Here is a 24,653-nt window from a genome sequence, read left to right on the forward strand (position 1 = left end):
GCACGCGCAGCACGCCCGCACGAGAAGTCGGCCCGCCCGACGTCCTGCTCCGGTGCCCGGCTCCGGCGCCCTACTCCCCCGCGCCGCCCCGCGCGGCCCGGGAGAACCGCGCGCCCCACTCCCCGACGAGGTCGAGCAGTTCGGGCGGGCCGAGGACGCGGAAGTCCGCGCCCAGCGAGCCGAGCGCCATGGCCGGCCAGTCCAGGGAGTCGGCGGTCATCTCCAGGTGGCAGCGCCCGGCGTCGACCTCCTCGACGGCGCCCCACCGACCGACCCGTGCGCGGACGGTCGCGGCCGGGGCGTCCACCAGCGCCGTCACCCGGTACGGGCGCGGCACGCCGTTGAGACCGGCCCGGACGAACTCGGCGGCGTCGGCGGCGGGCAGCGAACGGGGCCCGAACCGGACGCCACCACCCTGCGGCGCGCTCAGCCGGTCGAGCCGGAAGGTGCGCCAGTCCTGCCGATCGAGGTCGTAGGCGACCAGGTACCAGCGGCGATGCAGGCAGACCAGCCGGTGCGGTTCGACCTGCCGTTCGGCGTGCCGGCCGTCGGCGGCGGTGTAGGAGAAGCGCAACCGCTCGGTGTCCCGGCAGGCCAGCGCGACCACGGTGAGCCGGTCCGGGTCGACGCCCGGCCCGGTCGGGGCGCCCCCGCCGACGGGTACGGTCACCGCGCGCAGCGCCTCGACCCGGTGCCGCAGCCGGGCGGGCATCACCTGCACCACCTTGGCCAGCACCCGCACCGAGGCCTCGGCGATGCCCTCCACCGGGCTCTCCGCCGCGGCCTGGAGGCCCACGGCCAGGGCGACCGCCTCCTCGTCGTCGATCACCAGCGGGGGCAGCGCGGCGCCCGCGGCGAGCTGGTAGCCGCCGTCGACGCCGCGCTGCGCCTCCACGGGGTAGCCGAGTTCACGCAGTCGGTCGATGTCGCGGCGCAGTGTGCGGATCGAGACCCCGAGCCGGTCGGCCAGTTCCTCGCCGGGCCAGTAACGGTGGGTCTGGAGCAGGGAGAGCAGTCGCAGCGTCCGGGTGCTGGTGTTCGCCATGACTCCCATCATCCCGGAATTCAGGACAGAAAGTGGCCGCTATCGCGTTTAGCGTGGACCTTGTCCGAAGGAGCAGGAACCGAACGGAAGGCCACCACCATGACCACGACCCCGAACAACAGCACCGCCACCGGCGAGCGCGCCGACCTGCTGGCGGCCCTGGCCAAGCAGCGGCACTTCCTGCGCTTCACCACCCGCGACCTCACCGACGAGCAGGCCGGCCTGCGGACCACCGTCAGCGCACTGTGCCTGGGCGGCCTGATCAAGCACGTGAGCACGGCCGAGCGGTTCTGGGTGGACTTCATCCTGGAAGGCCCGTCCGCGATGCCCGACTTCAGCAGCTTCACCGAGGCCGACTTCGCCCGCCGCGCCGACGAGTTCCGCCTGCTGCCCGACGAGACGCTGGCCGGCGTCCTGGCCGAGTACGCCGAGGTGGCCCGCCGCACCGACGACCTGGTCGCCACCCTCCCCGACCTGGGCGCCACCCAGCCGCTGCCGAAGGCCCCCTGGTTCGAGGCCGGCGCCGAATGGTCGGCCCGCCGGGTGCTGATGCACATCGTCACCGAGAGCGCCCAGCACGCGGGCCACGCCGACATCATCCGCGAGGCCCTGGACGGCGCGAAGAGCATGGGCTGACGCCAGTGGACGGCCCGGGCGCCCGGGGCCGGTCCGGCGGATCTGCCGGACCGTCCCCGGGCCGTCCCTCCCGCCCGGTCGGTTGCCGGGGCGGGTCAGCCCCGGCCGACGAAGGTGAAACCGGCCCCGCCGACCGCGCCCCGGAGCACGGCGTCGTCGAGCGGTTGCGCGGACGCCACGGTGACGCGGCCGGTCGGCGCGTCGGCGCTGACCTCGGTGACGCCGGGGAGGGCGGCCAGCCCGGCGCTGACGGTCTTCTCGCAGTGGCCGCAGCTCATGCCGTCGACGGTGAGGACGGTGGTGATGGACATGACGGTGCCTCCGGTGGGGTGGGGTGGGGAAGCCCGGCCGGGCCCGCTCGGACGCGGCCGGTGATCAACGTGCACCACGACAGCGGAAAGCGCCGCCGACGCCGAGGGACACGCCGCACGGGTGGCACCTTCGAGTGGTTCCGGGAACCGATCGGGCCGCGCGACCGACGGGCCGTCATCGACCGGCTGAACCGGTGGTCCGCTTTCGCCCGTTCCTCCCCATAACGCCCTTCCTTTCCGCGACCGAACCCCGTCCGAACCTCGTCCGAATCCGCCTGAACCCGTCCGAAACTTGTTCGAACGCCGCCTAGACTCGTCTGATCCCGACCGAACCCGCCCAGGAGCCTGTCACCGCCATGCCCACCCCGACGCCCCACACCTCCATACCCGGCGGGTCCACCGGACCCGACCCGACCACCGGAGCGAGGGCGCGCCTCGCAACCGGGGGCAGCCGATGAGGAAGTTCACCGGATTCCGGCGCCGGCGGCTCTGGCACGGCGCGCTCGCCCTGGTGGTGGCCGGCGCCGTGACCGGCGGCCTGCTGTGGTGGCACCCGTGGGCCCCAGGCGACGGGCCGAAACCGATGGAGTTCACCACGGCCGCCGGCGGCTCGTCCCGCTTCGGCACCGGCGAGCACCTGTACCGCTACAAGGTGCGGGCGGAGAACGGGATCGCCGAGAGCCCCGGGCAGTTCGCCGCCGAGGTCGACGCCGTCCTCGGGAACGTCCAGCACGGCTGGGCCGCCGGTGGCACCGCGTCCTTCCAGCGCATGCCCGCCGACCCGGTGGACTTCACCGTCTACCTGGCCACCCCGGAGACCACCGACCGGATCTGCGGCCAGTACGGCCTGGACACCGGCGGCACGGTGAACTGCGGCGTGGGCCACCAGGTCGTCATCAACCTCAAGCGCTGGACGGAGCTGTCGGAGTTCTACGTCGGCAAGCCCGAGCTCTACCACGCGCTCGCCGTCAACCACGAGGTCGGCCACGTCCTCGGCAACGGCCACGTCGACTGCCCGGGCGCGGGCGCGCCGGCGCCGGTGATGATGCAGCAGATCAAGGGCCTGCACGGCTGCGTCCCGAACGGCTGGCCCTACTCCGACACCGGCACCCTCCTCACCGGCCCGCCCGTCCAGGCCCCCACCTCCGCCCCCTGACGGATGAACCCGGTCAAGAATATGACTTGATTGCCTTTTGGGTCGCAAAGCGGCCCGTCGTGAAGCGGCCCCACGCCGCCACCGGCGATCCTTCGCACGCCCCGGAGCACGGATAATCCTGTATCGGACCAGGTCGTGGTCCTGATCGTGCTCATGGAGGAACAGCGTTGAACGGTATGCCCGCCGGAGAGAACCTCGACTACCGGCTGCTGCTGGATGCCGCGGCGGCGGCCGCGCGGGCGACCGGCGACCAAGGGCATGTCGCCGACTACATCCCGGCCCTCGCCACGGTCGACCCGGACGCCTTCGGCATGGCGGTCGCCACCGTCGACGGCGAGCTGTACGGGGTCGGGGACTGGGAACAGCCGTTCTCCGTCCAGAGCGTCTCGAAGCTGTTCACCCTGGCACTGGCCCTGGCCCACGGCGGGGACACGGTCTGGCGCGGGGTGGGGCGGGAGCCGTCCGGCAATCCCTTCAACTCGCTGGTGCAGCTGGAGAGCGAGCACGGCATCCCGCGCAACCCGTTCATCAACGCCGGCGCGCTCGTGGTGACCGACCGCCTGCAGACCATGACGGGCGACGCCGCCGGGGCGGTCCGCGAGTTCCTCCGCCGGGAGTCCGGCAACCCGCTGCTCGACACCGATCCGGTCGTGGCCGCGTCCGAGGCCGAGCACGGCCACCGCAACGCCGCCCTGGCCCACTTCATCGCCAGCCACGGCAATCTGGAGAACCCGGTCGAGACCGTCCTCGACCACTACTACGCGCACTGCGCGGTGTCCGCCAGCTGCCGGGACCTGGTCCTGGCCGGCTCCTTCCTGGCCCGCTACGGGGTGCGCACCGACGGCACCCGGCTGATGTCGCGCAGCGAGGCCAAGCGCGTCAACGCCGTCCTGCTCACCTGCGGCACCTACGACGCGGCGGGCGAGTTCGCCTTCCGGGTCGGGCTGCCGGGCAAGAGCGGCGTGGGCGGCGGCGTCCTCGCCATACTGCCCGGGCGGGCCGCGGTCTGCGCCTGGGGCCCCCGGCTGGACCAGGCCGGCAACTCGGTGGCCGCGGTCACCGCCCTGGACGCCCTGACCACCCTCTCCGGCTGCTCGATCTTCTGACCCGTCGACTGCCGCCCCGGCGTTCCGAGGGCTCGCGCGCCGCACCCGTCCGTCGCCTAACTTGTGGCGTTGATCCGGCTGTTGGGCACCGACCGGCCGGTCGTCCATGGCATGCTCCAGGCGGGGGCGCCGATCGTGATGACGATCGGCCGGCCATGAGGCACACGACCAAGAGGAAAGTGGGGGTCCCGTCCCATGCGAACCGCCGTAGCAAGCTTGTTGGCCCTGGCCGGCGCGGCAGGGCTGGTGCTCAGTTCGTTCCAACCCTGGTACGCCAAGAGCGATCCGAGGTCCGTACCGGTCGCCGACCTGTTCCGGGGCATGTCACCCACCCGCACCACGTCGACCGGCATGTCGATGTTCCTGCTGCTGGCCGTCGCCGCGGCGATCGCGGTGCTGGCGCTGCTGGTGCGTTCGCGCCCGGGCCTGCTCCTGGCCGCCGTGGTCGCGGTGGTCACCGGCGTGCTCTGGGTGTACCAGAAGGGGCGGGAGCTGAAGCCGATCTCGCTCGGGATCGGCAATCTGGAGAACGGCTTCTGGAGCGCCTGTGGCGGCGTCCTGGTGCTCCTCCTCGCACTGGCCGTGCTGCCGCCCAAGCGTTCCTGAGCCTTCCCGCCTCCCGGCCCGGTCGCCCCCACGGCGGCCGGGCCGCTCTCCTGGACCGCTGGCCCGTGCCCGCCGAACGGCTGCACGTCCCCACCCGTCAGGGTTCGACCTTCGTCCTGGCCTGCGGCCCTCGACTTCCTCCTCGCCGAGGAAGGCGGCCCGCCCCGGGCCTGAACGCGAGAGGCCCCGTGCTCCACCGCCCGTCGGGGCGGGGAGCACGAGGCCGTCGTACCGGGCCGGTTCGCACCGGGACCGGCGCGAACCGGGTCAGGACCGCGCGGCGGACTTCACGGAGCGCGGATGACGGGCGGCGGCAGCGCCGGCAGGGCGGCGGCGGCCACCACCGACGGCGCCCCGGGCGGAGCGGCGGGGACGCTCGACGACCGGGTCGGGGATCGTCACGGGGATGCCGGTCGGGACGCGGGCGCCGGTGAGCCGGGCGAGTTCGTCGTCGTCGGAGTGGACGCGGGTGGCCGTGGGGGCGATCCCGGCGGTGGCCGCCAGCCGGGCCATCTGGCGGCGCTGGCTGGGCAGGACGAGGGTGACGACGGTGCCGGACTCGCCGGCCCGGGCGGTGCGGCCGCCCCGGTGGAGGTAGTCCTTGTGGTCGACCGGCGGGTCCAGGTTGACGACCAGGTCGAGGCCGTCCACGTGGATCCCCCGCGCGGCGACGTTGGTGGCGATCAGCGCGGTGACCTGGCCGGTGCGGAACTGCTCCAGGGTCCGGGTGCGCTGGGGCTGGGACTTGCCGCCGTGCAGGGCCGCGGCCTTCACGCCGTTGGCGAGCAGGTCCTCGACCAGCGCGTCGGCCCGGTCCCGGGTGTCGGTGAACATGATCACCCCGCCGTCCCGGGCCGCGATGCGGACGATCAGGGTGTTCTTGTCGTGGTTCTGCACATGCAGCACGTGGTGCTCCATGGTGGTCACCGCTCCGGCCGACGGATCCACCGAGTGGGTGACCGGGTCCTTGAGGAAGCGGCGCACGAGGCGGTCGACGTTGCGGTCCAGGGTCGCGGAGAACAGCAGCGTCTGGCAGCCTTCGGCGACCTGTTCGAGGAGCTCGGTGACCTGCGGCAGGAAGCCGAGGTCGGCCATCTGGTCGGCCTCGTCCAGGACTGCGATGTCGACGTCGTCCAGTCGGCAGTGGCCGCGCTCGATCAGGTCCTTCAGCCGGCCCGGGGTGGCGACGACGACCTCGGCGCCCCGGTGCAGCACCTGGGACTGGCGGCCGATCGACATCCCGCCCACCACGGTCGCCATCCGCAGCCGCACCGAGTGCGCGTACGGGGTGAGCGCCTCGGTGACCTGCTGCGCGAGCTCCCGGGTGGGGACCAGCACCAGGGCCAGCGGGCTGCCCGGCTCGGTCTTGCGGCCGGCGGCACGGGCGGCGGTGCGGGCCAGCACGGCCAGACCGAAGGCGATGGTCTTGCCGGAGCCCGTCCGGCCCCGGCCGAGCACGTCGCGGCCGGCCAGCGAGTTCGGCAGCGTGGTGGCCTGGATGGGGAACGGCGAGGTGACGCCCTGGCGGGTCAGCGTCTTCAACAGGGCCGCGGGCATGTCCAGTTCGTCGAACGACTCGACGGCGGGCAGGGCGGGGGTGGTGCTGACCGGGAGTTCGAAATCCTGCTGGGAGGAACGGCCCTGGGCCCGGTTCGGGCCTCCGGTACGGCGGTGCGGGCTGCGGTGCGACGGGCGGTTCGAGCGGTTCATACGGAACCTTCCTCAGGACGGCACGTCGCGAGGTCGGCTCCGCTGCGCGGGCGCGCGGAGATCGACAAGAAACGGGCCGGAGATGTGCCGGGCGAGGCGCGGACGGTGCGGCCGGGCGAGGCATGGACGGTGCTGCCGCCGGTGGGCGGGCGGCCGGTGCGCAGGCGGCGCGACACGGCCCGCGCGGGACGGCGGACGACGGCCGAAGGCGGATCCACAGGGCCCGGTACGGCCGGGGCGGCCTGGCGGCCAGGACGGCCGGAGGCGACGGGGGTGGAACGGCCGAGGGGCCCGCACCGGGCGTAGTGCACGGTGCGGGCCCCTCGCTACCAGGCGAGTGCCGTGGCAGAGAACTACAGCGGGCGAATGTTCTCGGCCTGCGGGCCCTTCTGGCCCTGCGTGACGTCGAACTCGACCTTCTGGCCCTCGAGCAGCTCACGGAAGCCCTGGGCGTTGATGTTCGAGTAGTGGGCGAAGACGTCAGCGCCGCCGTCCTCCTGCTCGATGAAGCCGAAGCCCTTTTCCGCGTTGAACCACTTCACGGTACCAGTAGCCATAAAAAAATCTCCTTCGAGAGACGTACGAAGTCCGCACCGTGCGGACGTCGAGTCGCCGCGATGAGCACCCGCCGGGGAAAGAGCCGGAAAACAAAAAATGCGCCTGCAATACATCAGCAGGCGCACACAAAGTTCATGGGAACCACTACTGCAACTAAATCGACTGTAGCAGGCCCTGGCTCGTCGCGGTGGATGTTCCGCAGCCGGTCTTTCCGACCCCTCCCCCACGGGGGCGGCTCACCCGCCGACGGGATCGGCAACGGGTGGCGCCGCCAGGGCAGTTGGGAGGTCCGCGGCGGGGCCCGGTCGGGCGGGTAAATTTTTCGGGCCGGGCGGGTCCGCCGAGCCGGGGCCGGCTGGTCCTGCCCTGTCACCCGGCGGGGTTCCGGCCCTCCGGAAGGGTCCGCTCCCCGGTTTTTCGGAGCATACTGATCGGGATGACGAAATCACCGGCAGTCCGGCGCCACCTGCCCACCAGTCCCTTCAAAGCCCCGGCCGAGGTGCCCCGCAAGCGGTTCGCCGCGGGCGACCGGGTCACCCACGACAAGCACGGCCTCGGCCGGGTCGTCGACGTCGAGGACGGCAGCGACATCGCGGTCCTCGTCGACTTCGGCTCCCGCCAGGAGCGACTCACCCCTCCGTACGCCGAGATGTGGAAGCTCTGACCCGGGGCTCCCTCCCGGGACACCAGGGCCCGGGCCCCGGAAAGATCCACGAGACCTTCCCCAGGACGCCGGACCGTGCGTAGGCCGTAGGACAGGCCGCGCGCACGGTCACGCGCCCGGCCTGCACCGAACCGTGCACGCCGCCACCGAAGCCGGCGGCGGCGCAATAGTCTGGGTGCATGTCGAACTCTGATGAGCTCCTCGTTGACATCGCCGCCATGGTGGAGTCCGAGCACAGCAACCAGATGTCCTTGACCGTGGTGGTCCCCGGAGCGGTCATCACCGGCCGGCTCGCACCGATGGCCCTCTGGTTCGAGCGGGTGTCGGAAGTCCTGCACACCTCACAGCACTTGAAGCCGTTCGCCGCCCTCTTCTCCCCGCCCTCCGCCAGCGTGCCCGCACGGCCGACGCACCTGCACCTGCACCGGGCGCGGATCCTCCAGGGCGACTTCGGACTGCCCCACACCGGCGGCATGTACCGGATCGCCATCGAGGACGTGAGCAGTTGGACGGTGGGTGACCTCAGCTACTCCGACGCCTGACCTCCGACGGGCCCCGGGCGCCACACGGCCGCCCGGGGCCCTGTCCGTGAACACGGGCCTGCGCCGCGCCGTCAGCGGCCGGTGAGCGAGCGGAGCTCGGCGGCGTAGAGCTGGGCGGGGTCGAATCCCATGCCGGTGAAGTGGCCGGCGAGTTCGAGGGAGAGCACGCCGTGCAGCCTGGTCCAGACGGCGAGGGCGAGGTGGAGGACCGCCGGCGGGGCCGGGTGCTCCCCGGCCCAGGCCCGGTGTTCGGCGAGGTGGGCGTCGAACGGGGACGGCGACACGGCCGGGGGCGGCGACACGGCCGGCGACTGCTCCGCCGGTGACAGCTCGGCGGTGCAGGCGTCGAGCAGGACGGCCATGATCTCGACGGAGATCCGGGTGGTGTCCTCGGGCGCCCGGTAGCCGGGCACGGGGGTGCCGTAGACGAGCAGGTACCGCTGGGGGTCGTCCAGGGCCCACCGGCGCAGGGCCTGCGCCAGTCCGGCCAGGTCGGCACCCGCGGCGGCCCGGGCCTGGAAGGCGTCGGCGAGGCTCCGGTAGGCGTCCCGGACGAGTTCGGTGATCAGCTCGTCGCGACTGGCGAAGTACCGGTAGAGGGCCGGGCCGCTCATGCCCATCCGCTTGGCGATGGCGTTGAGGGACAGCGCGGAGGCCCCGGCGGTGGCGATCTGCTCCCAGGCGCGCTCCTTGATCTCCTCCTGCACCTGGGCGCGGTAGCGCTCCCGGGGAGTCCTCACATCCGACGCGCCCATGGCCGCCTCCAGACCTCACGACGACGACATCACCATCTCGTTAGAGGCTATCACTCCCCCTCTTGACTCTCACCGACGTCTCTCGTTATAACTTCTAACGAAAGCAATAACGCCTATCGAGAAGGAGCGCGTCATGGAGACCGAACGCCTCGTCCAGGTCGTACTGCCGGGCATCGTGGCGCCGGAGGGCCTGGAGATCCGGCACGGAGCCGTGCCGCAGGCCGGCCGGGGGCAGGTCCTGATCGCCATGGAGGCGAGCGGCGTCTCGTTCGCCGAGCAGCAGATGCGCCGCGGCCGGTACTACGACCAGCCGCCGTTCCCGTTCGTCCCCGGCTACGACCTGGTCGGCCGGGTGCTGGCCACCGGCGAGGGCGTCGACCCGGGGCTGGCCGGGCAGCGGGTGGCCACCCTGATGAAGGTCGGCGGGTGGGCCAGCCACGTGGCGGTCGACGCCGCCGACGCCGTGCCCGTCCCGGACGGCCTCACCGCGGCCGAGGCGGAGACCGTGGTGGTCAACGGCATCACGGCCTGGCAGCTGCTGCACCGCCGGGCACGGGTGCGCGCCGGGCAGCGGATCCTGGTGCACGGTGCCTCCGGCGGGGTGGGCTCCGTCCTGGTCCAGCTGGCACGCGCGGCCGGCGTGCAGGTGATCGGCACGGCGTCCGCGCGGCACCACGACGCCCTGCGGGAGCTCGGCGTGACCCCGGTCGACTACCGCACGGAGGACGTGGCGGCCCGGGTCCGGGAGCTGGCGCCCGGCGGGGTGGACGCCGCGTTCGACCACGTCGGCGGGCGCAGCGTGATCGACTCCTGGCACCTGCTCGCCCCCGGCGGCACGCTCGTCGCCTACGGCAGCGCCTCCACCCGCGACGACACCGGCTCCAAGCAGTGGCCGGTGCTGAAGATCCTCGCCCGCACCTGGCTCTGGAACACCCTGCCCAACGGCCGCCGCGCCCACTTCTACAACATCTGGGCCGGCCGCGCCCTCGGCCGGGACCGCTTCCGCGCCCGCCTCCGGTCCGACCTCGCCCAGGTGTTCGCCGCCGTCGCCCGCGGTGACGTCACCGCCCGGATCGCCGCCCGGCTCCCGCTCACCCGGGCGGCCGAGGCCCTGCGGCTGGCGGAGTCCGGGACCGTCAGCGGCAAGATCGTCCTGATTCCCTGACCTGCGGGGCGCGAGGGCGCGGGGCACGGCAATGGTTCAGACCATTGACGGCCCGGACGGGGGCTTCTACGGTGTCAGCACCGACCTGACGCAGGCATGCCACGATCTTCGGCCGCGCCCCCACGCGCGCGCCCTACGTCGGGCGCACACTCCATCCACCCCCACGGAGGAGCACCATGCGCAAACGTCATCTCGCCGGCGCGGCCGCAGCCGCGATCGCGCTCCCGCTCGTGCTGGCCCTGCCCGCCCAGTCGCACGGCTACATCAACCTGCCGCCCAGCCGGTCCGCGCTCTGCGGAGCGGGCGGGGTGCCCTGGGACTGCGGCGACATCCAGTGGGAACCGCAGAGCGTCGAGGGCCTGAAGGGCTTCCCCGGCCGGGGCCCGGCCGACGGCACCATCTGCGCCGGCGGGGACGCCCGTTGGGCCCCGCTGGACGACCCGCGCAACGGCACCTGGCCGACCACCCGGGTGACGGCGGGCCAGCAGCTCACCTTCACCTGGTACATCGAGGCCCGGCACTCCACCACGAACTTCAGGTACTACCTCACCAAGCCCGGTTACGACGCGAGCCAGCCGATCACCCGGGGCAGCCTGGACCTCACCCCCTTCCTGACCGTCCCCTACAACGGCCGCCAGCCCGCCGCCACCACCACCCACACCGCGACCCTCCCCAGCGGTCGTACCGGGCACCAGGTGGTGGTGGCGGTCTGGGACGTCGCCGACACCGGAAACGCCTTCTACTCCTGCACCGACGTCCAGTTCTGACGGTCCTGACCACGGCACCGTGCTGACGGCCCCGGTCCCGCCGCCCCTCGTCGGGGCCGGCGGGACCGGGGCCCCAGCCGTCAGCCGTCAGCCGTCAGCCGTTGGGGAGGATGACGGCGCGCCCGTTGATCCGGCCGCTGTGCAGGCGCTCGTAGGCGAGCGGCGCCTCGTCGATCCCGTAGGTCTCGACGTGCACGTCCACCGCGCCGGCCCGGGCGAGGTCGAGGACCTCGATCAGCTCGGCGCGGGTGCCCCAGTACGGGGAGGCCACCGAGACCTCGTACGGCAGGGCGCCGAAGCCGACGGCCAGGGTGCCGCCGCCGAGGCCGACGATCGTCACGTCGCCCTCCACCGCCACCATCGCGCCGGCCGCGGCCGCCGTGGGCGGGGCGCCGACGAAGTCCAGCACCACCTGGGCGCCGACGCCGCCGGTGAGTTCGCGCACCCGGGCGGGCGCGGAGGCGTCGGAGCGGACCGTCTCGTGCGCGCCGACGCTGCGGGCCAGCGCGAGCTTCTCCTCCGTCACGTCCAGGGCGATCACCCGGGCCGCGGTCATCGCGCGCAGCAGCTGGATCGCGACGTGGCCCAGGCCGCCGGTGCCGATCACCACGGCGGTGCTGCCGGGCGCCAGCTTGCCGAGCGAGCGCTTGATGGCGTGGTACGGGGTCAGGCCGGCGTCCGTGAGCGGCACGGCCCGGACCGGGTCGAGGCCGCCGAGCGGCACCAGGTGCCGGGGGCTGTCCACCACCATGTACTCGGCCATCGCCCCGGGGGCGCCCAGGCCGGGCGGGCGGATGCCCAGTTCGGCGGCGCGCAGGCAGTAGTTCTCCTTGCCCTCCGCGCACTTGACGCAGTTGCCGCAGCCCCACGGCCCGTAGACGGCGACGGGTTCGCCCTCGGCCAGGCCGGTCACGCCCGCGCCGAGCGCGGCCACGGTGCCGACGCCCTCGTGCCCGAGGGTGAGCGGCAGGGGGAAGGTGAGCCGCTCGGCGGGCATGCTCATCACGGCGATGTCGGAGTGGCACACCCCCGCCGCGGTGACCTTGAGCAGGACCTGGCCGGGGCCGGGCTCCGGATCGGGGACGGTGACCACCTCGGGGGCGGCGCCGACGCTGCGGTACTGGACTGCCTTCATGGGTTTCGGACTCCCTCTCTCTGCCCCCGGACTTGACTGTCCCCCCGGTTGCACTGCCCCGGCTACCGGACGGGCCTGGGCAGCGGGCCGGTCAGCGGGCCGCGTAGGCGCCGTCGACCAGGTGGTAGCTGCCGTGGATGAAGGAGGCCCGGTCGGAGAGCAGGAAGGCGGTCAGTTCGGCGACCTCCTCGGCGCGGCCGAGCCGGCCGGCCGGGTGCAGGGCGACCAGCGCCTGACGGGCCTCCTCGTCGGCCGCGCTCAGCAGTGGGGTGTCGATGAAGCCCGGGCCGACAGCGTTGATCCGCACGCCCTGCGCGGCGTACTCCAGGGCGGCGGTCTTGGTCAGGCCGACCACGCCGTGCTTGGCGGCGGCGTAGGCGGGCGAGCCGGCGAAGCCGTTGGTGCCCAGGATCGAGGCCATGTTGACGACGGCGCCGCCGCCGGCCGCCAGGATGGCGGGGATCTCGTAGCGCAGCGAGTAGAAGACGCCGTCGAGGTTGGTGGCCAGGACCCGGCGCCACTGCTCGGGCTTGTACGCGCCGGTGGGGGCCTTCGCGCCGCTGATGCCGGCGTTGTTGACGGCCAGGTGCAGGGCGCCGAGGCCGTCCACGGCGGCCTGGACGGCGGCCCGCACCGACTCCGGGTCGGTGACGTCCGTCCCGATCGCCAGGGCCCGGGCGCCGGTGGCCTCCAGTTCGGCGGCGGCCTTGCGGGCGCCCTCCAGGTCGAAGTCGGCGAGGGCGACGGCCGCGCCGCCGGCCGCCAGGCGGCGGGCCACGGCGAGGCCGATGCCGGAGGCGCCACCGGTGACCAGTGCGGCCTTGCCGGTGAACTCCTGGGGGTGGTCGGTGCCGGTCATGGCGTACGTCCTTTCGTGCGGGTGCGCCGGGTGGGCGCGGTGGTTCAGGCCGCCGGGCCGTCGGGGGGCGGTTCGGCGGCGAGCAGGTCGAAGGCCCGTTCCACGAGGTCGGGCAGATCCGGCTCGTCGGCGCCGACGGGGTGGCGGACCCAGGCGCGGGAGGCGGCCTGGAGGGCCGCCACGCCGAGGCCGACGGCGACGGCCGGGCGCAGGTCGTACTCCGCGTCCAGGCCGAGGCGGGCGGCGGCGATCCGGATGGAGGCCTCCTCCTCGTCGACGCAGATCCGCCGGTAGGCGGCGGTCAGCGAGGGCTCGGCGGCGATCAGGCCGAACAGCTCCCGCACACCGGGGCGCCGGTGCCAGGCCGGGTCCCGCTCGTCGCCCAGCCAGATCCGCAGCGCCGCGCGGTAGGCGGCCACCGGGGTCTCGGCGGCGGGGCGGGCCGCCAGCGCCGCGTTGATCCGGCCGAAGTCGGCGCGCAGGCAGTCCAGCACGGCGTCCTCGCGGGAGGCGAAGTACCGGCTGAAGGTGCGGCGGGAGACGTCGGCCCGGTCGGTGACGTCCTCGACGGAGACGGCGGCCAGGCCGCGGTCCAGCACCAGCTGGAGGGCGGCGGCGGCCAGTGACTCGCGGGTGCGGCGCGCCTTGCGGTCACGCCGTCCCTCGGTGGTGTGCTCGGCCTTCTCGGTGGTCACGGGAGCCACCGTACACCCGGAAATGTCCCATTGGGACATGAGTCCCTCTGGGACACGAACCCGCCCCGGCCCCCGCGGGAAGGTGGGGGCCGGGGCGGGCTCACAGGCGGGTCGAGTGGAACGGGTCAGGCCGACGGATCAGGCGGCCGGATCAGGCCGGGCGGGTCAGGCGGGGACTATCGCGAAGGAGCCGTTGCTGAGCGGGGTCTCGGTGTAGGGGCCGCTGTCGATGGCCTGCGGGGAGTAGCCGTCGAAGACCTGGCCGTTGACCGTGACGCCGGAGAAGTCCAGGCGGCTGAAGGAGGGGTAGCTCTGGCTCGGGGACTCGATCACGGCCTCGGCGCTGACGTTCTGGCCGTCGAGCTGCTGGGTGGTGGTCTCGGTCCAGCCCTTGGTGTTGTCGGTGATCTGCAGGGCGTAGCTGGAACCGCCGCTGTTGACCACCGAGGCGGTGAAGCTGTCACCGGCGTCCACCGGGTCGCTGAAGTACTGCGGCGGGGCCGGGTACATCTCGTACCAGGCCGAGTAGACCGGGGAGCCGCTGGAGCAGTCGGCCTGGACACCGGTCTGCTCGACGGTCTGCGAGCCGTAGCCGTCGATGCCGACCCAGGGGGCGAACAGGTCGTTGGCGGTGTTGCACTGCACGGCGGGCATGGTCCAGGAGCCGGAGACGCTCTGGAAGCCGCTGCCCTGGGCGACGTAGCCGCCCCAGACTCCGCCGTCGTAGCGGGCGCCGTGGCCGAAGCGGTGCGCGGCGCCGTAGCCGTGCGCGGCGGCGTGGGTGGCGGGGGCGGCGGGGGCGGCCGTCGCGGGGGTCGCGGCCGCGGCGGCCGGGAGGGCCAGCAGGGCGGCGAGCACGAGCCGGCCGGTGCGGGAAAGGGCCATGGGGGGGCTCCTTCACTGGGGGTTGAGGGGGTGCCGCCCAGCTTGCGGGCGCCGCGGGCGGGCCGGGAAGGGAGCCGCGTGGGCAGGAACCCGACATGGCGGGAACATGTCGACCGATCAATCCCTTGATTTCGGGCACCGAGTGGCGCACAGTCGGCTCGTCCACTGGCGGTGCAGGACGAGGAGGGCGCAGTGTCGGGGACGGGCATGCTCGCCGGACTCGGCCTCGGCACGGTCGAGGAACAGCTCTACCTGCGGCTGCTCGGCGTCCAGGCCGCCGACCCGCAGTGGCTGGCCGCCCAGCTGAACCTCCAGGCCTCGATCGTGCTCGCGGCGCTGGTCTCGCTGGCCGCGCAGGGGCTGGTGGAGGCCTGCGCGGCCGGGGCCTGGGCGGCGGTGCCGCCCGACGTGGCGGTGGAGGAGCTACTGCTGCGGCGCGAGGTCGAACTGCGGCGCGCCCGGGGCCGGATGGGCGAGCTGATGCGCACCTACCGGCAGGGCCGGGACGGCACCGGGTCCGACGCGCCGGTCGAGGTGATCTGCGGGCGCAGATCGGTCGCCGAGCTGTGGCGCACCCTCCAGTTCGGGGTGCGCGAGCGGCTGCGGGTCCTGGACCGGCCCCCATACATCCGGCGCAGCGATCCGCAGACCGAACTGGCCCTGCTGGCACGGGGGGTGACGACCAGGGTGGTGTACCACAGCCGGGTGCTGCGCGATCCGGAGCGCCTGGCGGAGATCCACTCCTTCGCCACGGCCGGGGAGCAGGCCCGGGTGCACACCGAACTGCCGCTGAAGCTGGCGCTGTTGGACGACCGCTGGGCGCTGCTGCCGGTCAGCGCGGGCACCGAGCTGCAGAGCGTGCTGCTGATCCGGCCCTCCACCCTGCTGGACGCGCTCGCCGGACTGTTCGAGCTGTACTGGGCGCAGGCGATGCGGCTGCCCGCCCTGCCGGAGGAGAATCCGGAGGACCGGCACCGCCAACTGCTCCCGCTGCTCGCGGCGGGGCTCACCGACGAGTCGATCGCCCGCCAGCTGGGGGTGTCCACCCGGACGGTGCAGCGCTGGGTGCGGGAGCTGATGGACCGCTTCGGGGCCCGGACCCGGTTCCAGGCGGGCATCCAGGCCGCCCGGGCCGAGCTGCTGTGAGCCGGCTGCGCCGCCCCCGGGCCGCGCGAGTGCGCAGGTCAAGGCCGGGCCGGGTGCGCGCGGCAGGCCCGGCGACCGGGAGAATGGTGCGGACAGTTCACCGGAAGTACAGAGAAAGCGAACCCCCACCATGGATCTCGGCGTGCGCTGGAAGCTGCACGGTGACGGGCGTACGCCCGCGCCGGGGGCGGTCGTCCGCCCCGACGAACGGCTCTCCTGGCCCCGCACGGCAGGGCTCGGCGCCCAGCACGTGGTGGCCATGTTCGGCGCGAGCTTCGTGGCGCCCGTGCTGATGGGGCTCAACCCCAACCTGGCGATCATGATGTCCGGCGTCTCGACGATCATCTTCCTGCTGGCCACCCGCGGCCGGGTGCCCAGCTACCTCGGCTGCTCGCTGTCCTTCGTGGGCGTGGCCGCGGTGATCCGGGCGCAGGGCGGCACCAGCGCGACCGTGACCGGTGCGGTGTTCGTGGTGGGCGCGGCACTGTTCCTGGTGGGCCTCGCGGTCCAGCGGTTCGGGGCGCGGATCATCCACGCGGCGATGCCGCCGATCGTGACCGGCGCGGTCGTCATGCTGATCGGCTTCAACCTCGCCCCCGTCACCGCGTCGACCTACTGGCCGCAGGACCAGTGGACGGCGCTGCTGGTGATGCTGTTCACCGGTCTGGCCGTGGTGTGCCTGCGGGGCTTCTGGTCGCGCGTGGCGATCTTCCTCGGGCTGCTCTTCGGGTACGGGATCTCCTGGCTGTTCGACCGGGTCTTCGGCAAGATCCACTCGGTGGACGCGGGCGGCCACCTCACCGACCACTGGCGCCTGGACCTGTCGGGCGTCGGCAAGGCGGACTGGATCGGCCTGCCCGACTTCCACGGCCCCTCCTTCCAGTGGTCCGCGATCCTGGTCGCCCTGCCCGTGGTGATCGCGCTCGTCGCGGAGAACGCCGGGCACGTCAAGGCCGTGGGCGAGATGACCGGCCAGACGCTGGACGACAAGCTCGGCGTCGCGATCTCCGCCGACGGCGTCGGCTCCATGCTCTCCACCGCGCTCGGCGGCCCGCCGAACACCACCTACTCCGAGAACATCGGCGTCATGGCCGCCACCCGGGTCTACTCCACCGCCGCCTACTGGGCCGCGGCCTTCTTCGCACTGCTGTTCGGCGTCTGCCCCAAGTTCGGCGCCGTCGTGGCCGCGATCCCCGGCGGGGTGCTCGGCGGCATCACCGTCATCCTGTACGGCATGATCGGCCTGCTCGGCGCGCAGATCTGGATCAAGTCCAAGGTGGACCTGCGCAACCCGCTGAACCTGGTGCCGGCCGCCGCGGGCATCATCATCGGCATCGGCAACGTCACCCTGAAGTTCACCGACACCTTCAGCCTCAGCGGCATCGCGCTGGGCACCCTGGTCGTCATCACCGGCTACCACACGCTGCGGGCGCTGGCCCCCGCGCACCTCAAGACGCAGGAGCCGCTGCTGGACGAGGGCACCTCCTCCTACGACGAGGGCTCCGAGGGTGCTGAGGGTACCGAGGGGCCGCGCAACCCGTAACGGACGGGCCCGGGTTCGGGTTCAGGTCGACAGGACGGCCGGCGGAAGTGTCCGAAAAGGCTCTTCCGTCGGCCGTTCCGTCTGGCCGGACGGGCCGGGCGGTGGTCGAATCGCCGCGTACACCCGTCCCCCGCCCCGCGCCACTCATCCCCCCGGGAGAGGCATGTCCCTTCTGACCCAGCGCCGCAAGACCGCCGCCGCGGCCGCCGCCCTCGCCACGTTCGCGCTCACCTGCGGCGGCCAGGCCTCCGCCGCCGACGCGGGCAAGGTCCTGTGGACGCCGAGCACCAGCACCGGCCCGTCCTCGTTCAAGGCGGTCCAGTGCGCGGCCGGCAACTTCGGCGTCGTCAAGGACTCCGTCAAGGGCAGCGTGTGGCGGGCCTTCCAGGCCGCCGGCGAGGAGCGCTGCGAGACGCTCAGCCCGGACCTGAAGGAGGGCGACACCTTCTACCTCGGCTGGTCGTCCAAGGTGGACATCAAGGACACCAACAGCCGGTACGTCTTCCAGCTCAAGTGCTCGCCGAGCACCGGCACGGCCAACCACCCGATCGAGATCGACATCGTCAACGGGCGCGTCCGCCTCCAGGAGTGGGACACCGACCACGTCGCGCACTCCCTGTGGACCGCGCAGACGGCCAACAACACGTGGCACTCGTACGCGCTGAAGATCCGCCTGGGCCGCACCGACGGCACCATCGACTTCTGGTTCGACGGCGTGAAGCAGACCTTCACCACCGGCTCGGGCACCTTCAAGGGCACCACCTGGGACGGCGACCGCAACTACCTCAAGTGGGGCTCCTACCACCCCTCCACGGGGGATGCGACGAACACCTTCACCAGCCCGGTGATGGCCACCACGCTGGAGGCGGCCACCGCCGGCTCGTGACGACGCGCGGGCCCGGACCGGTGAGCGGTCCGGGCCTGCGGTTTCAGACGTCGCCGAACTCGCCGCTGCGGACGGCGACGACGACGAGTGCAGGCTCGGCGCTGACCGCTGGTCAAGCGGTCGAAGACGCCTGGGACTCCTGGGAGCATGGCGACGGCATCCCCCTTCTCCTTCAGGGCGCCCCGGTCCCGATCGGCTGATCAAGCCCGGCCCTTCTCCCCACCAGGACTCCCCCGCACAATCCTTCTTGAGGCACCCGCCATGCTCACCACCCGCCGCCCCCGCACCTTCGTCGCCCGTCACCCCGCCACCACCGTCTGAAAGCCGCACCACCCATGCACCTCACCAACCTCGCCAAACACACCCTCTCCCGCGGCGCCACCCCCGCCGCCACCTACGCCCTCCTCGCCCGCCTCGGCCACCAACCCCGCCCCGCCGCCCAAGCCGTCTGCCTCGCCCTCGCCATCCCCCACACCGAGACCACCCGCCGCCTCGACGACTGCCACGACGCCCTCCTCGCCAACCCCCGCCCCAACTCCGAAACCGACACCGGCGAACTCCTCGAAGCCCTCGGCATCTTCGACATCCCCGCCACCCTCACCCCCACCCAACGCACCGTCATCGACCACCTCCTCACCGCCGTCAACGCCCACGGCGACATCCGACCCGGCCACCACCACGGCCTCAACCGCTGGTTCACCACCGGCAACCTCACCACCGCCTACCTCTCCCTCACCACCACCCCACCCCTCCCCCGCACCGGCGACCCCACCGCCTACTGGACCACCCTCACCACCGCCGGCGAACTCCTCACCACCACCAACCCCGACCCCCGCCTCAAGTGCGCCCTCACCCACTGCCGCACCCAAGCCACCCAAGCAGCCCGAGCAACCCGCCCATGAGCGCAGGAAGTCGACCCCACCGACTTCCTGCGCAGCACGATCACCGGTGGCACAGAGGTGGCGGCCGCCGGATAAATGCCGTGCGTGCCTGGCAGCCGGTGGCTACACTTGCGCGGACTTCGACCGTCCGTATGCCGAGGAGACCAGACGTGATGGTGGACGACGACATCTCCGGGTGATTCCCGGACCCGGCAGGCCACCGACCGGTGCGTGGAAGCACCGTCGGCGTGGCCCCGTCGTCGTGCCCTCCTCCCATCCGTCTGCCCCCGGGCGTCGGCTGTCTGCTGCGCCGCGCCCTGCCCCCCTGTGAGGCCACCTCCATGTCCGGCGCTCTCGTCGTCTGCTCGAACCTGTCCTTCTCCTGGCCCGACGACACCCCCGTGTTCCAGGACCTGTCCTTCACCCTCGGTGCCGGCCGCACCGGCCTCGTCGCGCCCAACGGCACCGGCAAGAGCACGCTGCTCCGGCTCCTCGCCGGGACGCTGCGGCCCGCCGGCGGATCCGTCACCGTCACCGGCACCCTCGGCCACCTCCCGCAGACCCTCCCCCTGAGCGGCGACCTCACCGTCGCCGAGGTGCTGGGCGTCGCCGAGATCGTCCGGGCCATCGACGCCGTGGAGTCCGGGGACGTCGACGAGCGGCACTTCGCCGTCATCGGCGACGACTGGGACATCGAGGAACGCACCCGCGCCCAGCTGGAACGCCTCGGCCTGGCCCACCTGGCGCTGGACCGGCGCCTGGGCGCCCTCAGCGGCGGCCAGATCGTCTCCCTCGGCCTGGCCGCCCAACTGCTCAGGCGCCCTGACGTGCTGCTGCTCGACGAGCCCACCAACAACCTCGACGCCGACGCCCGCCACCGCCTCCACGACGCCCTGGACGACTTCCGCGGCGGCCTGCTCCTGGTCAGCCACGACCGCGCCCTGCTCGACCGGATGGAGCGGATCGCCGAACTCGACCGCGGCGAACTGCGGTTCCACGGCGGCAACTTCACCGCGTACGAGGAAGCCGTACGGGCCGGGCGGGAGACCGCCGAGAAGAACGTGCGCAACGCCGAGCAGGAACTGCGCCGCGAGAAGCGGGAGATGCAGCAGGCCCGCGAACGCGCCGAACGCCGCCAGGGCAACGCCGCCCGCAACCTGAAGAGCGCCGGCCTGCCCCGCATCTTCGCCGGCACCATGAAGCGCGGCGCCCAGGAATCCGCCGGACGGGCCGGCCAGATGCACGCCGAGCGGGTCGGTGAGGCGAAGGCCCGGCTGGACGAGGCCGGGCGCGCGCTGCGCGAGGAGCAGCGCCTCGCGCTGGACCTGCCCGACACCACCGTGCCCGCCGGGCGCACCCTCTTCCTTGGCGAGCGGCTGCGCGTGCGGCTCGGCGACCGGGAGGTGTTCACCGGCCGGGGCGTCGACCTGACGGTGCGCGGCCCCGAGCGCATCGCGCTCACCGGCCCCAACGGCGCGGGCAAGAGCACCCTGCTGCGCCTGCTCAGCGGGGACCTCACCCCTGAGGGCGGCGACGTGCGGCGGGCCGAAGGGCGCACCGCCTACCTCTCGCAGCGCCTCGACCTGCTGGACCCGGAGCGCACGGTGGCCGAGAACTTCGCCGCGTACGCCCCGCAGCGGCCCGAGGCCGAGCGGATGAACCTGCTCGCCCGCTTCCTCTTCCGCGGCGCCCGCGCCCACCTGCCCGTCGGGGTGCTCTCCGGCGGCGAGCGGCTGCGCGCCACCCTGGCCTGCGTGCTGTGCGCGGAGCCGGCCCCGCACCTGCTGCTGCTGGACGAGCCCACCAACAACCTCGACCTGGCGGGCGCGGCCCAGCTGGAGAGCGCCCTGAACTCCTACCGGGGGGCCTTCGTGGTGGTCAGCCACGACGAGCGGTTCCTGCACGGGATCGGCGTGCAGCGGTGGCTGCGGCTGGCCGACGGCGGGCTGGCGGAGGGCGCGCCCGCGTAGCGGACGCGGGGGTGCGCACCGGGCCGCGCCGTTCGGCGGGCGCGGGCCGGTGCGCCCGCCGGCGGCACGGCCGGATGTGGCGCCGGTCACAGGATCGGGGCCCTCGGGGGCCTCCGGGTGAGAAGGGTCACGCCCGGCGGGCGGGCGGGCGCCCGGGCGGCGGCAGGGCCCGGCAGGACTGGGCGGGCGGGGTCGCGACACGGTCCGAGGTCCTGTCCGCTTCGGGACCTTGGTCGCGACTCCGGCCGACCTTCGGCCCGGTGGCGGCCCCCTCGTACCCGGGCAACCGTGGACGGTCGCCCGGTGTGAGCGGGTGATGGCGCCGTCCGCCGGACGGCGTCTTTCCTTGCCGTCTACCCGGCGCACGGTGAGCGGGCCATCCGCCGCCGTACGCTCCGGAGGACCCCCAGCACATGTCCCAGACCATCGACAACGCCCCGTATACCGCCTTCCACCGGAGACTGGCCCTCGCCTGTTCCGGTGGGCCGCTGCTCGACGGCTACATCCTGAGCATCGTCGGCGTCGCCCTGATCGGGATGCGACCCGAGCTCGGCCTGTCCACCGCGGAGGTCAGCCTGATCGGCGCCGCCGCGCTGGTGGGCATGTTCGTCGGCGGCGCGCTCTTCGGCGTGCTGACCGACCGGATCGGCCGGGAGGTGATGTACACCGCCGACCTGCTCGTGATGGTCGCCTGCTCGGTGCTCTCCTTCTGGGTCGACACGGTGTGGGCGATCGCCGCGCTGCGCTTCGTGCTCGGCATGGCCGTGGCCGCCGACTACCCCATCGCCACCTCCCTGCTCGCCGAGTGGCTGCCCGCCAAGAAGCGCGGGCGGCTGCTCGGTCAGCAGATCATCGCCTGGTACGCCGGCTCCGTGCTCGCCTACGTGGTGGGCTACGCGTTCCTGGAGCTGGCCGGGCCCGGCAGTTGGCGGTGGATGCTCGCGAGTTCCACGGTGCTGTGCGTGGTGTTCCTGGTGATCCGTCGCGGTACGCCGGAGTCCCCGCGCTGGCTGGCCGCCCACGGGCGGGTCGGCGACGCGGTGCGCGTGGTCGAGAAGCATCTCGGCGTACGGGTGGACGGCCGCGAGCTGATGCCCGACCCGGCCGAGCGCGGCCGCCCCGGCGGGCTGCGCCTGCTGATGACCCCGCCCTACCGGCGCCGCACCCTGTTCTGCGGCCTGTTCTTCCTCTGCCAGGTCGGCCCGCTGTTCGCGATGCTCACCTTCGGCCCGCAGATCCTCTCCTCCTTCGGCATGCCCGGCGGCACCGTGATGGAGACCCTGGGCACCGGGCTGATCAGCCTCGTCTTCCTGCTCGGCTGCTTCCCGGCGCTGCGCCTGATCGACACCCGCGGCCGACGCCCCGTCATCATCTGGTCGTTCGCCCTGATGGCCGTCCCGCTGGCCCTGCTGGGCGTGTGGCCCACCGCTCCGGCGGCCATCGCCCTGACGGCGCTGTGCGCGTACGCCTTCCTGTGCGGCGGGCCCAACGTCCTCGACTGGACCTACCCCAACGAGCTCTTCCCCACCGAGATCCGGGCGACGGCGGTGGGCGTGGCGACCTCGGTGAGCCGGATCGGCGCGGCCGTCGGCACCTACCTGCTGCCGCTGTCGCTGTCCGGGCTGGGCACCGGCCCGACCATGCTCATCGCGGCCGGCACCACCGTGGTCGGCCTGCTGGTGTGCGTGCTGTGGGCCGAGGAGACCCGGGGCACCGCCCTGGGCGCCGCCCCGGCCGCCGGCCGCAAGGCCGCCAGGCCGGCCGTCCCGGGGCAGCGCGTCCCGCAGACGGCACGCTGAGGGTGCGCCGAGCTGCGCTGCGGGTGCGCTGAGCTGCGCTGACGGCCACCGCGTGACGCACCGGCGGCGCTGCCCGGGACCTCCCGGGCAGCGCCGCCCGGCCGACCGGAGCTGAGATGTGACGCTCGTCACAGGCGATCGGAACGGCTCGCCGGCACCCTCGGGGCGGTGCGGGGCGGCCGGCGGCCGAGCGCCGCCGCCTGTCGCGCCGGAGGGCGGGCGGGCTGCCGCGGGAACGGGTCGCGGCCGCCGCCGTCGACCGCCCGACCTGGGGGTCGGGACGCGCCGACCGGGGGACGGTGTCGGCGCCGCCCGCCCGCTTCACCCCTCGCCCCGTCCGCCCGGGCCGGGCCGCCACGGCGCATCGCGATTGTCGCCCCGTGACGCGAAGCTGGCCGATCCCGGGCTGGTTGGCGGATTCTCGCTGAACCGGACTCAGATGTTCATCCGTAGGTTATGCGACGGTCGACCGGTGGTGGGCCGCTGGACGGAGGGATGGACGATGGGACGAGTTCTGACCGAATTGGTGGGCGACGCGGCGACGTTCGCCAAGGCGCTGGAGGAACGCCGGCCGCAGGTGTTCCGCACCGCGGGCTGGCCGGCGGGGCTGCCCCGGCCGGGCGAGTTGGACGAGGCGCTGCGCGGCGGACTGCTGCGGGTGCCCTACGTCGAGATGGTCCGGGCGGGTGAGGTCGTCCCGCCCGCGGAGTTCTGCACGGCCCGGGTGGTCGCCGGGCGCCGGGAGGAGGGCTTCGCCGATCCTGACCGGATCGCCGCCCTGCTGGCCGAGGGCGCCACGCTGCTGCTGCCGCAGCTGGACCAGTGGCACGCGCCGGTGCGCGCGCTGGCCACCGACATCGCGGTCGAACTGGGCCGCCGGACCGAGGCGTTCTGCTTCGCGACGGGTGCCGGCCGGCGCGGGCTGGACGTGCACCGGGACGACGCGGACGTGCTGGTCGTCCAGCTCGCGGGGAAGAAGGAGTGGACGGTCCACGAGGCCCCCGCCGACGGGCGCTGGCGCCCGGGGCTGGCCCCCGAACCCGGCGCGGTGGCGCTCAACTCGGTGCTCGGGCCGGGCGAGGTGCTCTACGTGCCGCGCGGGGCGCCGCACACCGCGACGGGCCACCAGGGCCTGTCGGTGCACCTCTCGTTCACGATCCGGGAGGCGGGCACGGGGCAGCTGCGCGGCGCCGTCGGCGAGTGGCTGGCCGGCGGCGGCTGGGCGGCCGGGCTGCCGGAGCGCCCGGCGACACCGGCGGAACTGCTGGACACGGCCGCGGAGGTGCTGCGACTGGGCCGCGCCCGGCTGGCCGAACTGACCCCGCAGGAGCTGCTGCGGCTGGCCCGGGGGCCGCTGCCCGCACCGGTGGCGGACGACGGTCAGGCGGTGCCGGGTCACGGACCGCTGGCCGCCGGCGGCTGAGCCGGGCTGAGACCGGGCGGGGCCCGAACGCACGAGGGCGCGGTTGCCCGGACCGTCTGGTCCGGGCAACCGCGCCCCGTAGTGCCGGTACTGCTACCGGACTAGATGCACCACGGACGGGTGCAGGACCCCTCACAGGAGATGCTGAACGCGGACTCCTCCTGCTCGCCGAGCTCGGTCGAGACCAGGTCCTGCACGTCAAGGTCGAACAGCTCCAGCATGTCGTCGGCCATGAGGGCCTCCCTTCGTCAGTGCCACGGTTGACCGCGGCGGACTGCAGCGGACGTTAGGCACTCCTGCATGGACCCAGCAATGGTTCTGCACGGATGAATGGATTAACTCAGCCAAAAATCGAAACAGTTCGATCGATGGTGGACAGTTTTCGATCGCCGGGGTAGACACGACCCGAC

General features: G+C 73.4%; 25 protein-coding genes. 15 read left to right on the forward strand and 10 right to left on the reverse strand.

Annotation, left to right across the window (positions count from 1 at the left end; all coding sequences use genetic code 11):
* Positions 1–70 precede the first annotated feature (70 nt).
* Positions 71–1,045 carry a YafY family protein gene (locus AB0R04_RS13595; RefSeq protein ID WP_363370738.1) on the reverse strand — a complete coding sequence of 325 codons (975 nt, stop codon included), beginning with the start codon at positions 1,043–1,045 and terminating at the stop codon, positions 71–73.
* Between the two features lie 99 nt (positions 1,046–1,144).
* Between AB0R04_RS13595 and AB0R04_RS13600 the strand changes: the two genes are divergently transcribed.
* Entirely contained in the window at positions 1,145–1,681 is a 537-nt protein-coding gene (locus AB0R04_RS13600; protein WP_363370740.1) for a DinB family protein, read from the forward strand.
* A 95-nt stretch (positions 1,682–1,776) separates the two neighbouring features.
* Here AB0R04_RS13600 and AB0R04_RS13605 read toward each other — a convergent pair whose 3' ends face one another.
* A complete protein-coding gene (locus AB0R04_RS13605; RefSeq protein ID WP_063350365.1) occupies positions 1,777–1,992 on the reverse strand; it encodes a heavy-metal-associated domain-containing protein in 216 nt (71 codons plus the stop codon).
* Positions 1,993–2,446: 454 nt separating this feature from the next.
* Here AB0R04_RS13605 and AB0R04_RS13610 point away from each other — a divergent pair, with 454 nt between their 5' ends.
* The 3 genes from AB0R04_RS13610 to AB0R04_RS13620 all read left to right on the forward strand — a co-directional run bounded on the left by AB0R04_RS13610 (position 2,447) and on the right by AB0R04_RS13620 (position 4,860).
* Positions 2,447–3,148: a DUF3152 domain-containing protein gene (locus AB0R04_RS13610; protein WP_363370742.1), complete on the forward strand. Its 702-nt coding sequence runs from the start codon at positions 2,447–2,449 to the stop codon at positions 3,146–3,148.
* Between the two features lie 176 nt (positions 3,149–3,324).
* Positions 3,325–4,254, forward strand: a complete 930-nt coding sequence (locus AB0R04_RS13615; RefSeq protein WP_350884044.1) for a glutaminase — start codon at positions 3,325–3,327, stop codon at positions 4,252–4,254.
* Between the two features lie 195 nt (positions 4,255–4,449).
* The gene (locus AB0R04_RS13620; protein WP_363370745.1) at positions 4,450–4,860 is read left to right on the forward strand and encodes a hypothetical protein; all 411 of its coding nucleotides are present in this window, start codon (positions 4,450–4,452) and stop codon (positions 4,858–4,860) included.
* 267 nt (positions 4,861–5,127) lie between these two features.
* On the opposite strand, the gene AB0R04_RS13625 is transcribed toward AB0R04_RS13620, so the two are convergent.
* Together AB0R04_RS13625 and AB0R04_RS13630 are read right to left on the reverse strand one after the other, a co-directional pair.
* Positions 5,128–6,570, reverse strand: a complete 1,443-nt coding sequence (locus tag AB0R04_RS13625; protein WP_363370747.1) for a DEAD/DEAH box helicase — start codon at positions 6,568–6,570, stop codon at positions 5,128–5,130.
* Positions 6,571–6,923: 353 nt separating this feature from the next.
* Positions 6,924–7,127 carry a cold-shock protein gene (locus AB0R04_RS13630; RefSeq protein WP_063350360.1) on the reverse strand — a complete coding sequence of 68 codons (204 nt, stop codon included), beginning with the start codon at positions 7,125–7,127 and terminating at the stop codon, positions 6,924–6,926.
* 437 nt (positions 7,128–7,564) lie between these two features.
* Between AB0R04_RS13630 and AB0R04_RS13635 the strand changes: the two genes are divergently transcribed.
* Both AB0R04_RS13635 and AB0R04_RS13640 read left to right on the forward strand, forming a co-directional pair.
* Positions 7,565–7,792, forward strand: coding sequence for a hypothetical protein (locus AB0R04_RS13635; RefSeq protein ID WP_063350359.1), 228 nt, complete (start codon positions 7,565–7,567; stop codon positions 7,790–7,792).
* Positions 7,793–7,971: 179 nt separating this feature from the next.
* Positions 7,972–8,334 (forward strand): hypothetical protein, encoded by a 363-nt coding sequence (locus AB0R04_RS13640; RefSeq protein WP_063350358.1) that lies wholly within the window; start codon positions 7,972–7,974, stop codon positions 8,332–8,334.
* A gap of 71 nt (positions 8,335–8,405) precedes the next feature.
* Here AB0R04_RS13640 and AB0R04_RS13645 read toward each other — a convergent pair whose 3' ends face one another.
* Positions 8,406–9,089 carry a TetR/AcrR family transcriptional regulator gene (locus AB0R04_RS13645; protein WP_363370750.1) on the reverse strand — a complete coding sequence of 228 codons (684 nt, stop codon included), beginning with the start codon at positions 9,087–9,089 and terminating at the stop codon, positions 8,406–8,408.
* 133 nt (positions 9,090–9,222) lie between these two features.
* On the opposite strand from AB0R04_RS13645, the gene AB0R04_RS13650 reads away from it, so the two are divergent.
* Positions 9,223–10,254 (forward strand): medium chain dehydrogenase/reductase family protein, encoded by a 1,032-nt coding sequence (locus AB0R04_RS13650; RefSeq protein WP_363370752.1) that lies wholly within the window; start codon positions 9,223–9,225, stop codon positions 10,252–10,254.
* A 176-nt stretch (positions 10,255–10,430) separates the two neighbouring features.
* Entirely contained in the window at positions 10,431–11,021 is a 591-nt protein-coding gene (locus AB0R04_RS13655) for a lytic polysaccharide monooxygenase (RefSeq protein ID WP_363370754.1), read from the forward strand.
* 94 nt (positions 11,022–11,115) lie between these two features.
* Here the strand turns inward: AB0R04_RS13655 and AB0R04_RS13660 are convergent, their stop codons facing one another.
* The 4 genes from AB0R04_RS13660 to AB0R04_RS13675 all read right to left on the reverse strand — a co-directional run bounded on the left by AB0R04_RS13660 (position 11,116) and on the right by AB0R04_RS13675 (position 14,595).
* Positions 11,116–12,156 (reverse strand): NAD(P)-dependent alcohol dehydrogenase, encoded by a 1,041-nt coding sequence (locus tag AB0R04_RS13660; protein ID WP_363370755.1) that lies wholly within the window; start codon positions 12,154–12,156, stop codon positions 11,116–11,118.
* A gap of 91 nt (positions 12,157–12,247) precedes the next feature.
* The gene (locus tag AB0R04_RS13665) at positions 12,248–13,015 is read right to left on the reverse strand and encodes an SDR family NAD(P)-dependent oxidoreductase (RefSeq protein WP_363370758.1); all 768 of its coding nucleotides are present in this window, start codon (positions 13,013–13,015) and stop codon (positions 12,248–12,250) included.
* A gap of 44 nt (positions 13,016–13,059) precedes the next feature.
* Complete coding sequence (locus AB0R04_RS13670) at positions 13,060–13,710, reverse strand: TetR family transcriptional regulator (RefSeq protein WP_063350352.1); 651 nt, start codon at positions 13,708–13,710, stop codon at positions 13,060–13,062.
* A 165-nt stretch (positions 13,711–13,875) separates the two neighbouring features.
* Positions 13,876–14,595: a G1 family glutamic endopeptidase gene (locus tag AB0R04_RS13675; RefSeq protein ID WP_363370761.1), complete on the reverse strand. Its 720-nt coding sequence runs from the start codon at positions 14,593–14,595 to the stop codon at positions 13,876–13,878.
* 192 nt (positions 14,596–14,787) lie between these two features.
* On the opposite strand from AB0R04_RS13675, the gene AB0R04_RS13680 reads away from it, so the two are divergent.
* From AB0R04_RS13680 to AB0R04_RS13710, 7 genes are all read left to right on the forward strand, one after another.
* Positions 14,788–15,741: a helix-turn-helix transcriptional regulator gene (locus tag AB0R04_RS13680; RefSeq protein ID WP_363370764.1), complete on the forward strand. Its 954-nt coding sequence runs from the start codon at positions 14,788–14,790 to the stop codon at positions 15,739–15,741.
* A gap of 130 nt (positions 15,742–15,871) precedes the next feature.
* The gene (locus AB0R04_RS13685) at positions 15,872–17,284 is read left to right on the forward strand and encodes a solute carrier family 23 protein (RefSeq protein WP_363370766.1); all 1,413 of its coding nucleotides are present in this window, start codon (positions 15,872–15,874) and stop codon (positions 17,282–17,284) included.
* Positions 17,285–17,447: 163 nt separating this feature from the next.
* Positions 17,448–18,170, forward strand: coding sequence for a heparin lyase I family protein (locus AB0R04_RS13690; RefSeq protein ID WP_363370768.1), 723 nt, complete (start codon positions 17,448–17,450; stop codon positions 18,168–18,170).
* 335 nt (positions 18,171–18,505) lie between these two features.
* Positions 18,506–19,072, forward strand: coding sequence for a hypothetical protein (locus AB0R04_RS13695; protein WP_363370770.1), 567 nt, complete (start codon positions 18,506–18,508; stop codon positions 19,070–19,072).
* 320 nt (positions 19,073–19,392) lie between these two features.
* Positions 19,393–21,021, forward strand: coding sequence for an ABC-F family ATP-binding cassette domain-containing protein (locus tag AB0R04_RS13700; protein WP_363370773.1), 1,629 nt, complete (start codon positions 19,393–19,395; stop codon positions 21,019–21,021).
* Between the two features lie 413 nt (positions 21,022–21,434).
* Complete coding sequence (locus AB0R04_RS13705) at positions 21,435–22,820, forward strand: MFS transporter (protein ID WP_363370775.1); 1,386 nt, start codon at positions 21,435–21,437, stop codon at positions 22,818–22,820.
* A gap of 502 nt (positions 22,821–23,322) precedes the next feature.
* Positions 23,323–24,243, forward strand: coding sequence for a cupin domain-containing protein (locus tag AB0R04_RS13710; protein WP_363370777.1), 921 nt, complete (start codon positions 23,323–23,325; stop codon positions 24,241–24,243).
* Positions 24,244–24,344: 101 nt separating this feature from the next.
* Here the strand turns inward: AB0R04_RS13710 and AB0R04_RS13715 are convergent, their stop codons facing one another.
* Positions 24,345–24,476, reverse strand: a complete 132-nt coding sequence (locus AB0R04_RS13715; protein WP_279634947.1) for a hypothetical protein — start codon at positions 24,474–24,476, stop codon at positions 24,345–24,347.
* Positions 24,477–24,653: the final 177 nt, after the last annotated feature.

This window comes from Kitasatospora sp. NPDC056731 (assembly GCF_040687675.1).
Classification (GTDB): domain Bacteria; phylum Actinomycetota; class Actinomycetes; order Streptomycetales; family Streptomycetaceae; genus Kitasatospora.

Excerpts from the sequence above, each read along its gene's own strand:
- AB0R04_RS13595 (WP_363370738.1), bottom strand. The coding sequence starts at position 1,045 with ATGGCGAACACCAGCACCCGGACGCTGCGACTGCTCTCCCTGCTCCAG.
- AB0R04_RS13600 (WP_363370740.1), top strand. The coding sequence starts at position 1,145 with ATGACCACGACCCCGAACAACAGCACCGCCACCGGCGAGCGCGCCGAC.
- AB0R04_RS13605 (WP_063350365.1), bottom strand. The coding sequence starts at position 1,992 with ATGTCCATCACCACCGTCCTCACCGTCGACGGCATGAGCTGCGGCCAC.
- AB0R04_RS13610 (WP_363370742.1), top strand. The coding sequence starts at position 2,447 with ATGAGGAAGTTCACCGGATTCCGGCGCCGGCGGCTCTGGCACGGCGCG.
- AB0R04_RS13615 (WP_350884044.1), top strand. The coding sequence starts at position 3,325 with ATGCCCGCCGGAGAGAACCTCGACTACCGGCTGCTGCTGGATGCCGCG.
- AB0R04_RS13620 (WP_363370745.1), top strand. The coding sequence starts at position 4,450 with ATGCGAACCGCCGTAGCAAGCTTGTTGGCCCTGGCCGGCGCGGCAGGG.
- AB0R04_RS13625 (WP_363370747.1), bottom strand. The coding sequence starts at position 6,570 with ATGAACCGCTCGAACCGCCCGTCGCACCGCAGCCCGCACCGCCGTACC.
- AB0R04_RS13630 (WP_063350360.1), bottom strand. The coding sequence starts at position 7,127 with ATGGCTACTGGTACCGTGAAGTGGTTCAACGCGGAAAAGGGCTTCGGC.
- AB0R04_RS13635 (WP_063350359.1), top strand. The coding sequence starts at position 7,565 with ATGACGAAATCACCGGCAGTCCGGCGCCACCTGCCCACCAGTCCCTTC.
- AB0R04_RS13640 (WP_063350358.1), top strand. The coding sequence starts at position 7,972 with ATGTCGAACTCTGATGAGCTCCTCGTTGACATCGCCGCCATGGTGGAG.
- AB0R04_RS13645 (WP_363370750.1), bottom strand. The coding sequence starts at position 9,089 with ATGGGCGCGTCGGATGTGAGGACTCCCCGGGAGCGCTACCGCGCCCAG.
- AB0R04_RS13650 (WP_363370752.1), top strand. The coding sequence starts at position 9,223 with ATGGAGACCGAACGCCTCGTCCAGGTCGTACTGCCGGGCATCGTGGCG.
- AB0R04_RS13655 (WP_363370754.1), top strand. The coding sequence starts at position 10,431 with ATGCGCAAACGTCATCTCGCCGGCGCGGCCGCAGCCGCGATCGCGCTC.
- AB0R04_RS13660 (WP_363370755.1), bottom strand. The coding sequence starts at position 12,156 with ATGAAGGCAGTCCAGTACCGCAGCGTCGGCGCCGCCCCCGAGGTGGTC.
- AB0R04_RS13665 (WP_363370758.1), bottom strand. The coding sequence starts at position 13,015 with ATGACCGGCACCGACCACCCCCAGGAGTTCACCGGCAAGGCCGCACTG.
- AB0R04_RS13675 (WP_363370761.1), bottom strand. The coding sequence starts at position 14,595 with ATGGCCCTTTCCCGCACCGGCCGGCTCGTGCTCGCCGCCCTGCTGGCC.
- AB0R04_RS13685 (WP_363370766.1), top strand. The coding sequence starts at position 15,872 with ATGGATCTCGGCGTGCGCTGGAAGCTGCACGGTGACGGGCGTACGCCC.
- AB0R04_RS13690 (WP_363370768.1), top strand. The coding sequence starts at position 17,448 with ATGTCCCTTCTGACCCAGCGCCGCAAGACCGCCGCCGCGGCCGCCGCC.
- AB0R04_RS13695 (WP_363370770.1), top strand. The coding sequence starts at position 18,506 with ATGCACCTCACCAACCTCGCCAAACACACCCTCTCCCGCGGCGCCACC.
- AB0R04_RS13700 (WP_363370773.1), top strand. The coding sequence starts at position 19,393 with ATGTCCGGCGCTCTCGTCGTCTGCTCGAACCTGTCCTTCTCCTGGCCC.
- AB0R04_RS13705 (WP_363370775.1), top strand. The coding sequence starts at position 21,435 with ATGTCCCAGACCATCGACAACGCCCCGTATACCGCCTTCCACCGGAGA.
- AB0R04_RS13710 (WP_363370777.1), top strand. The coding sequence starts at position 23,323 with ATGGGACGAGTTCTGACCGAATTGGTGGGCGACGCGGCGACGTTCGCC.
- AB0R04_RS13715 (WP_279634947.1), bottom strand. The coding sequence starts at position 24,476 with ATGGCCGACGACATGCTGGAGCTGTTCGACCTTGACGTGCAGGACCTG.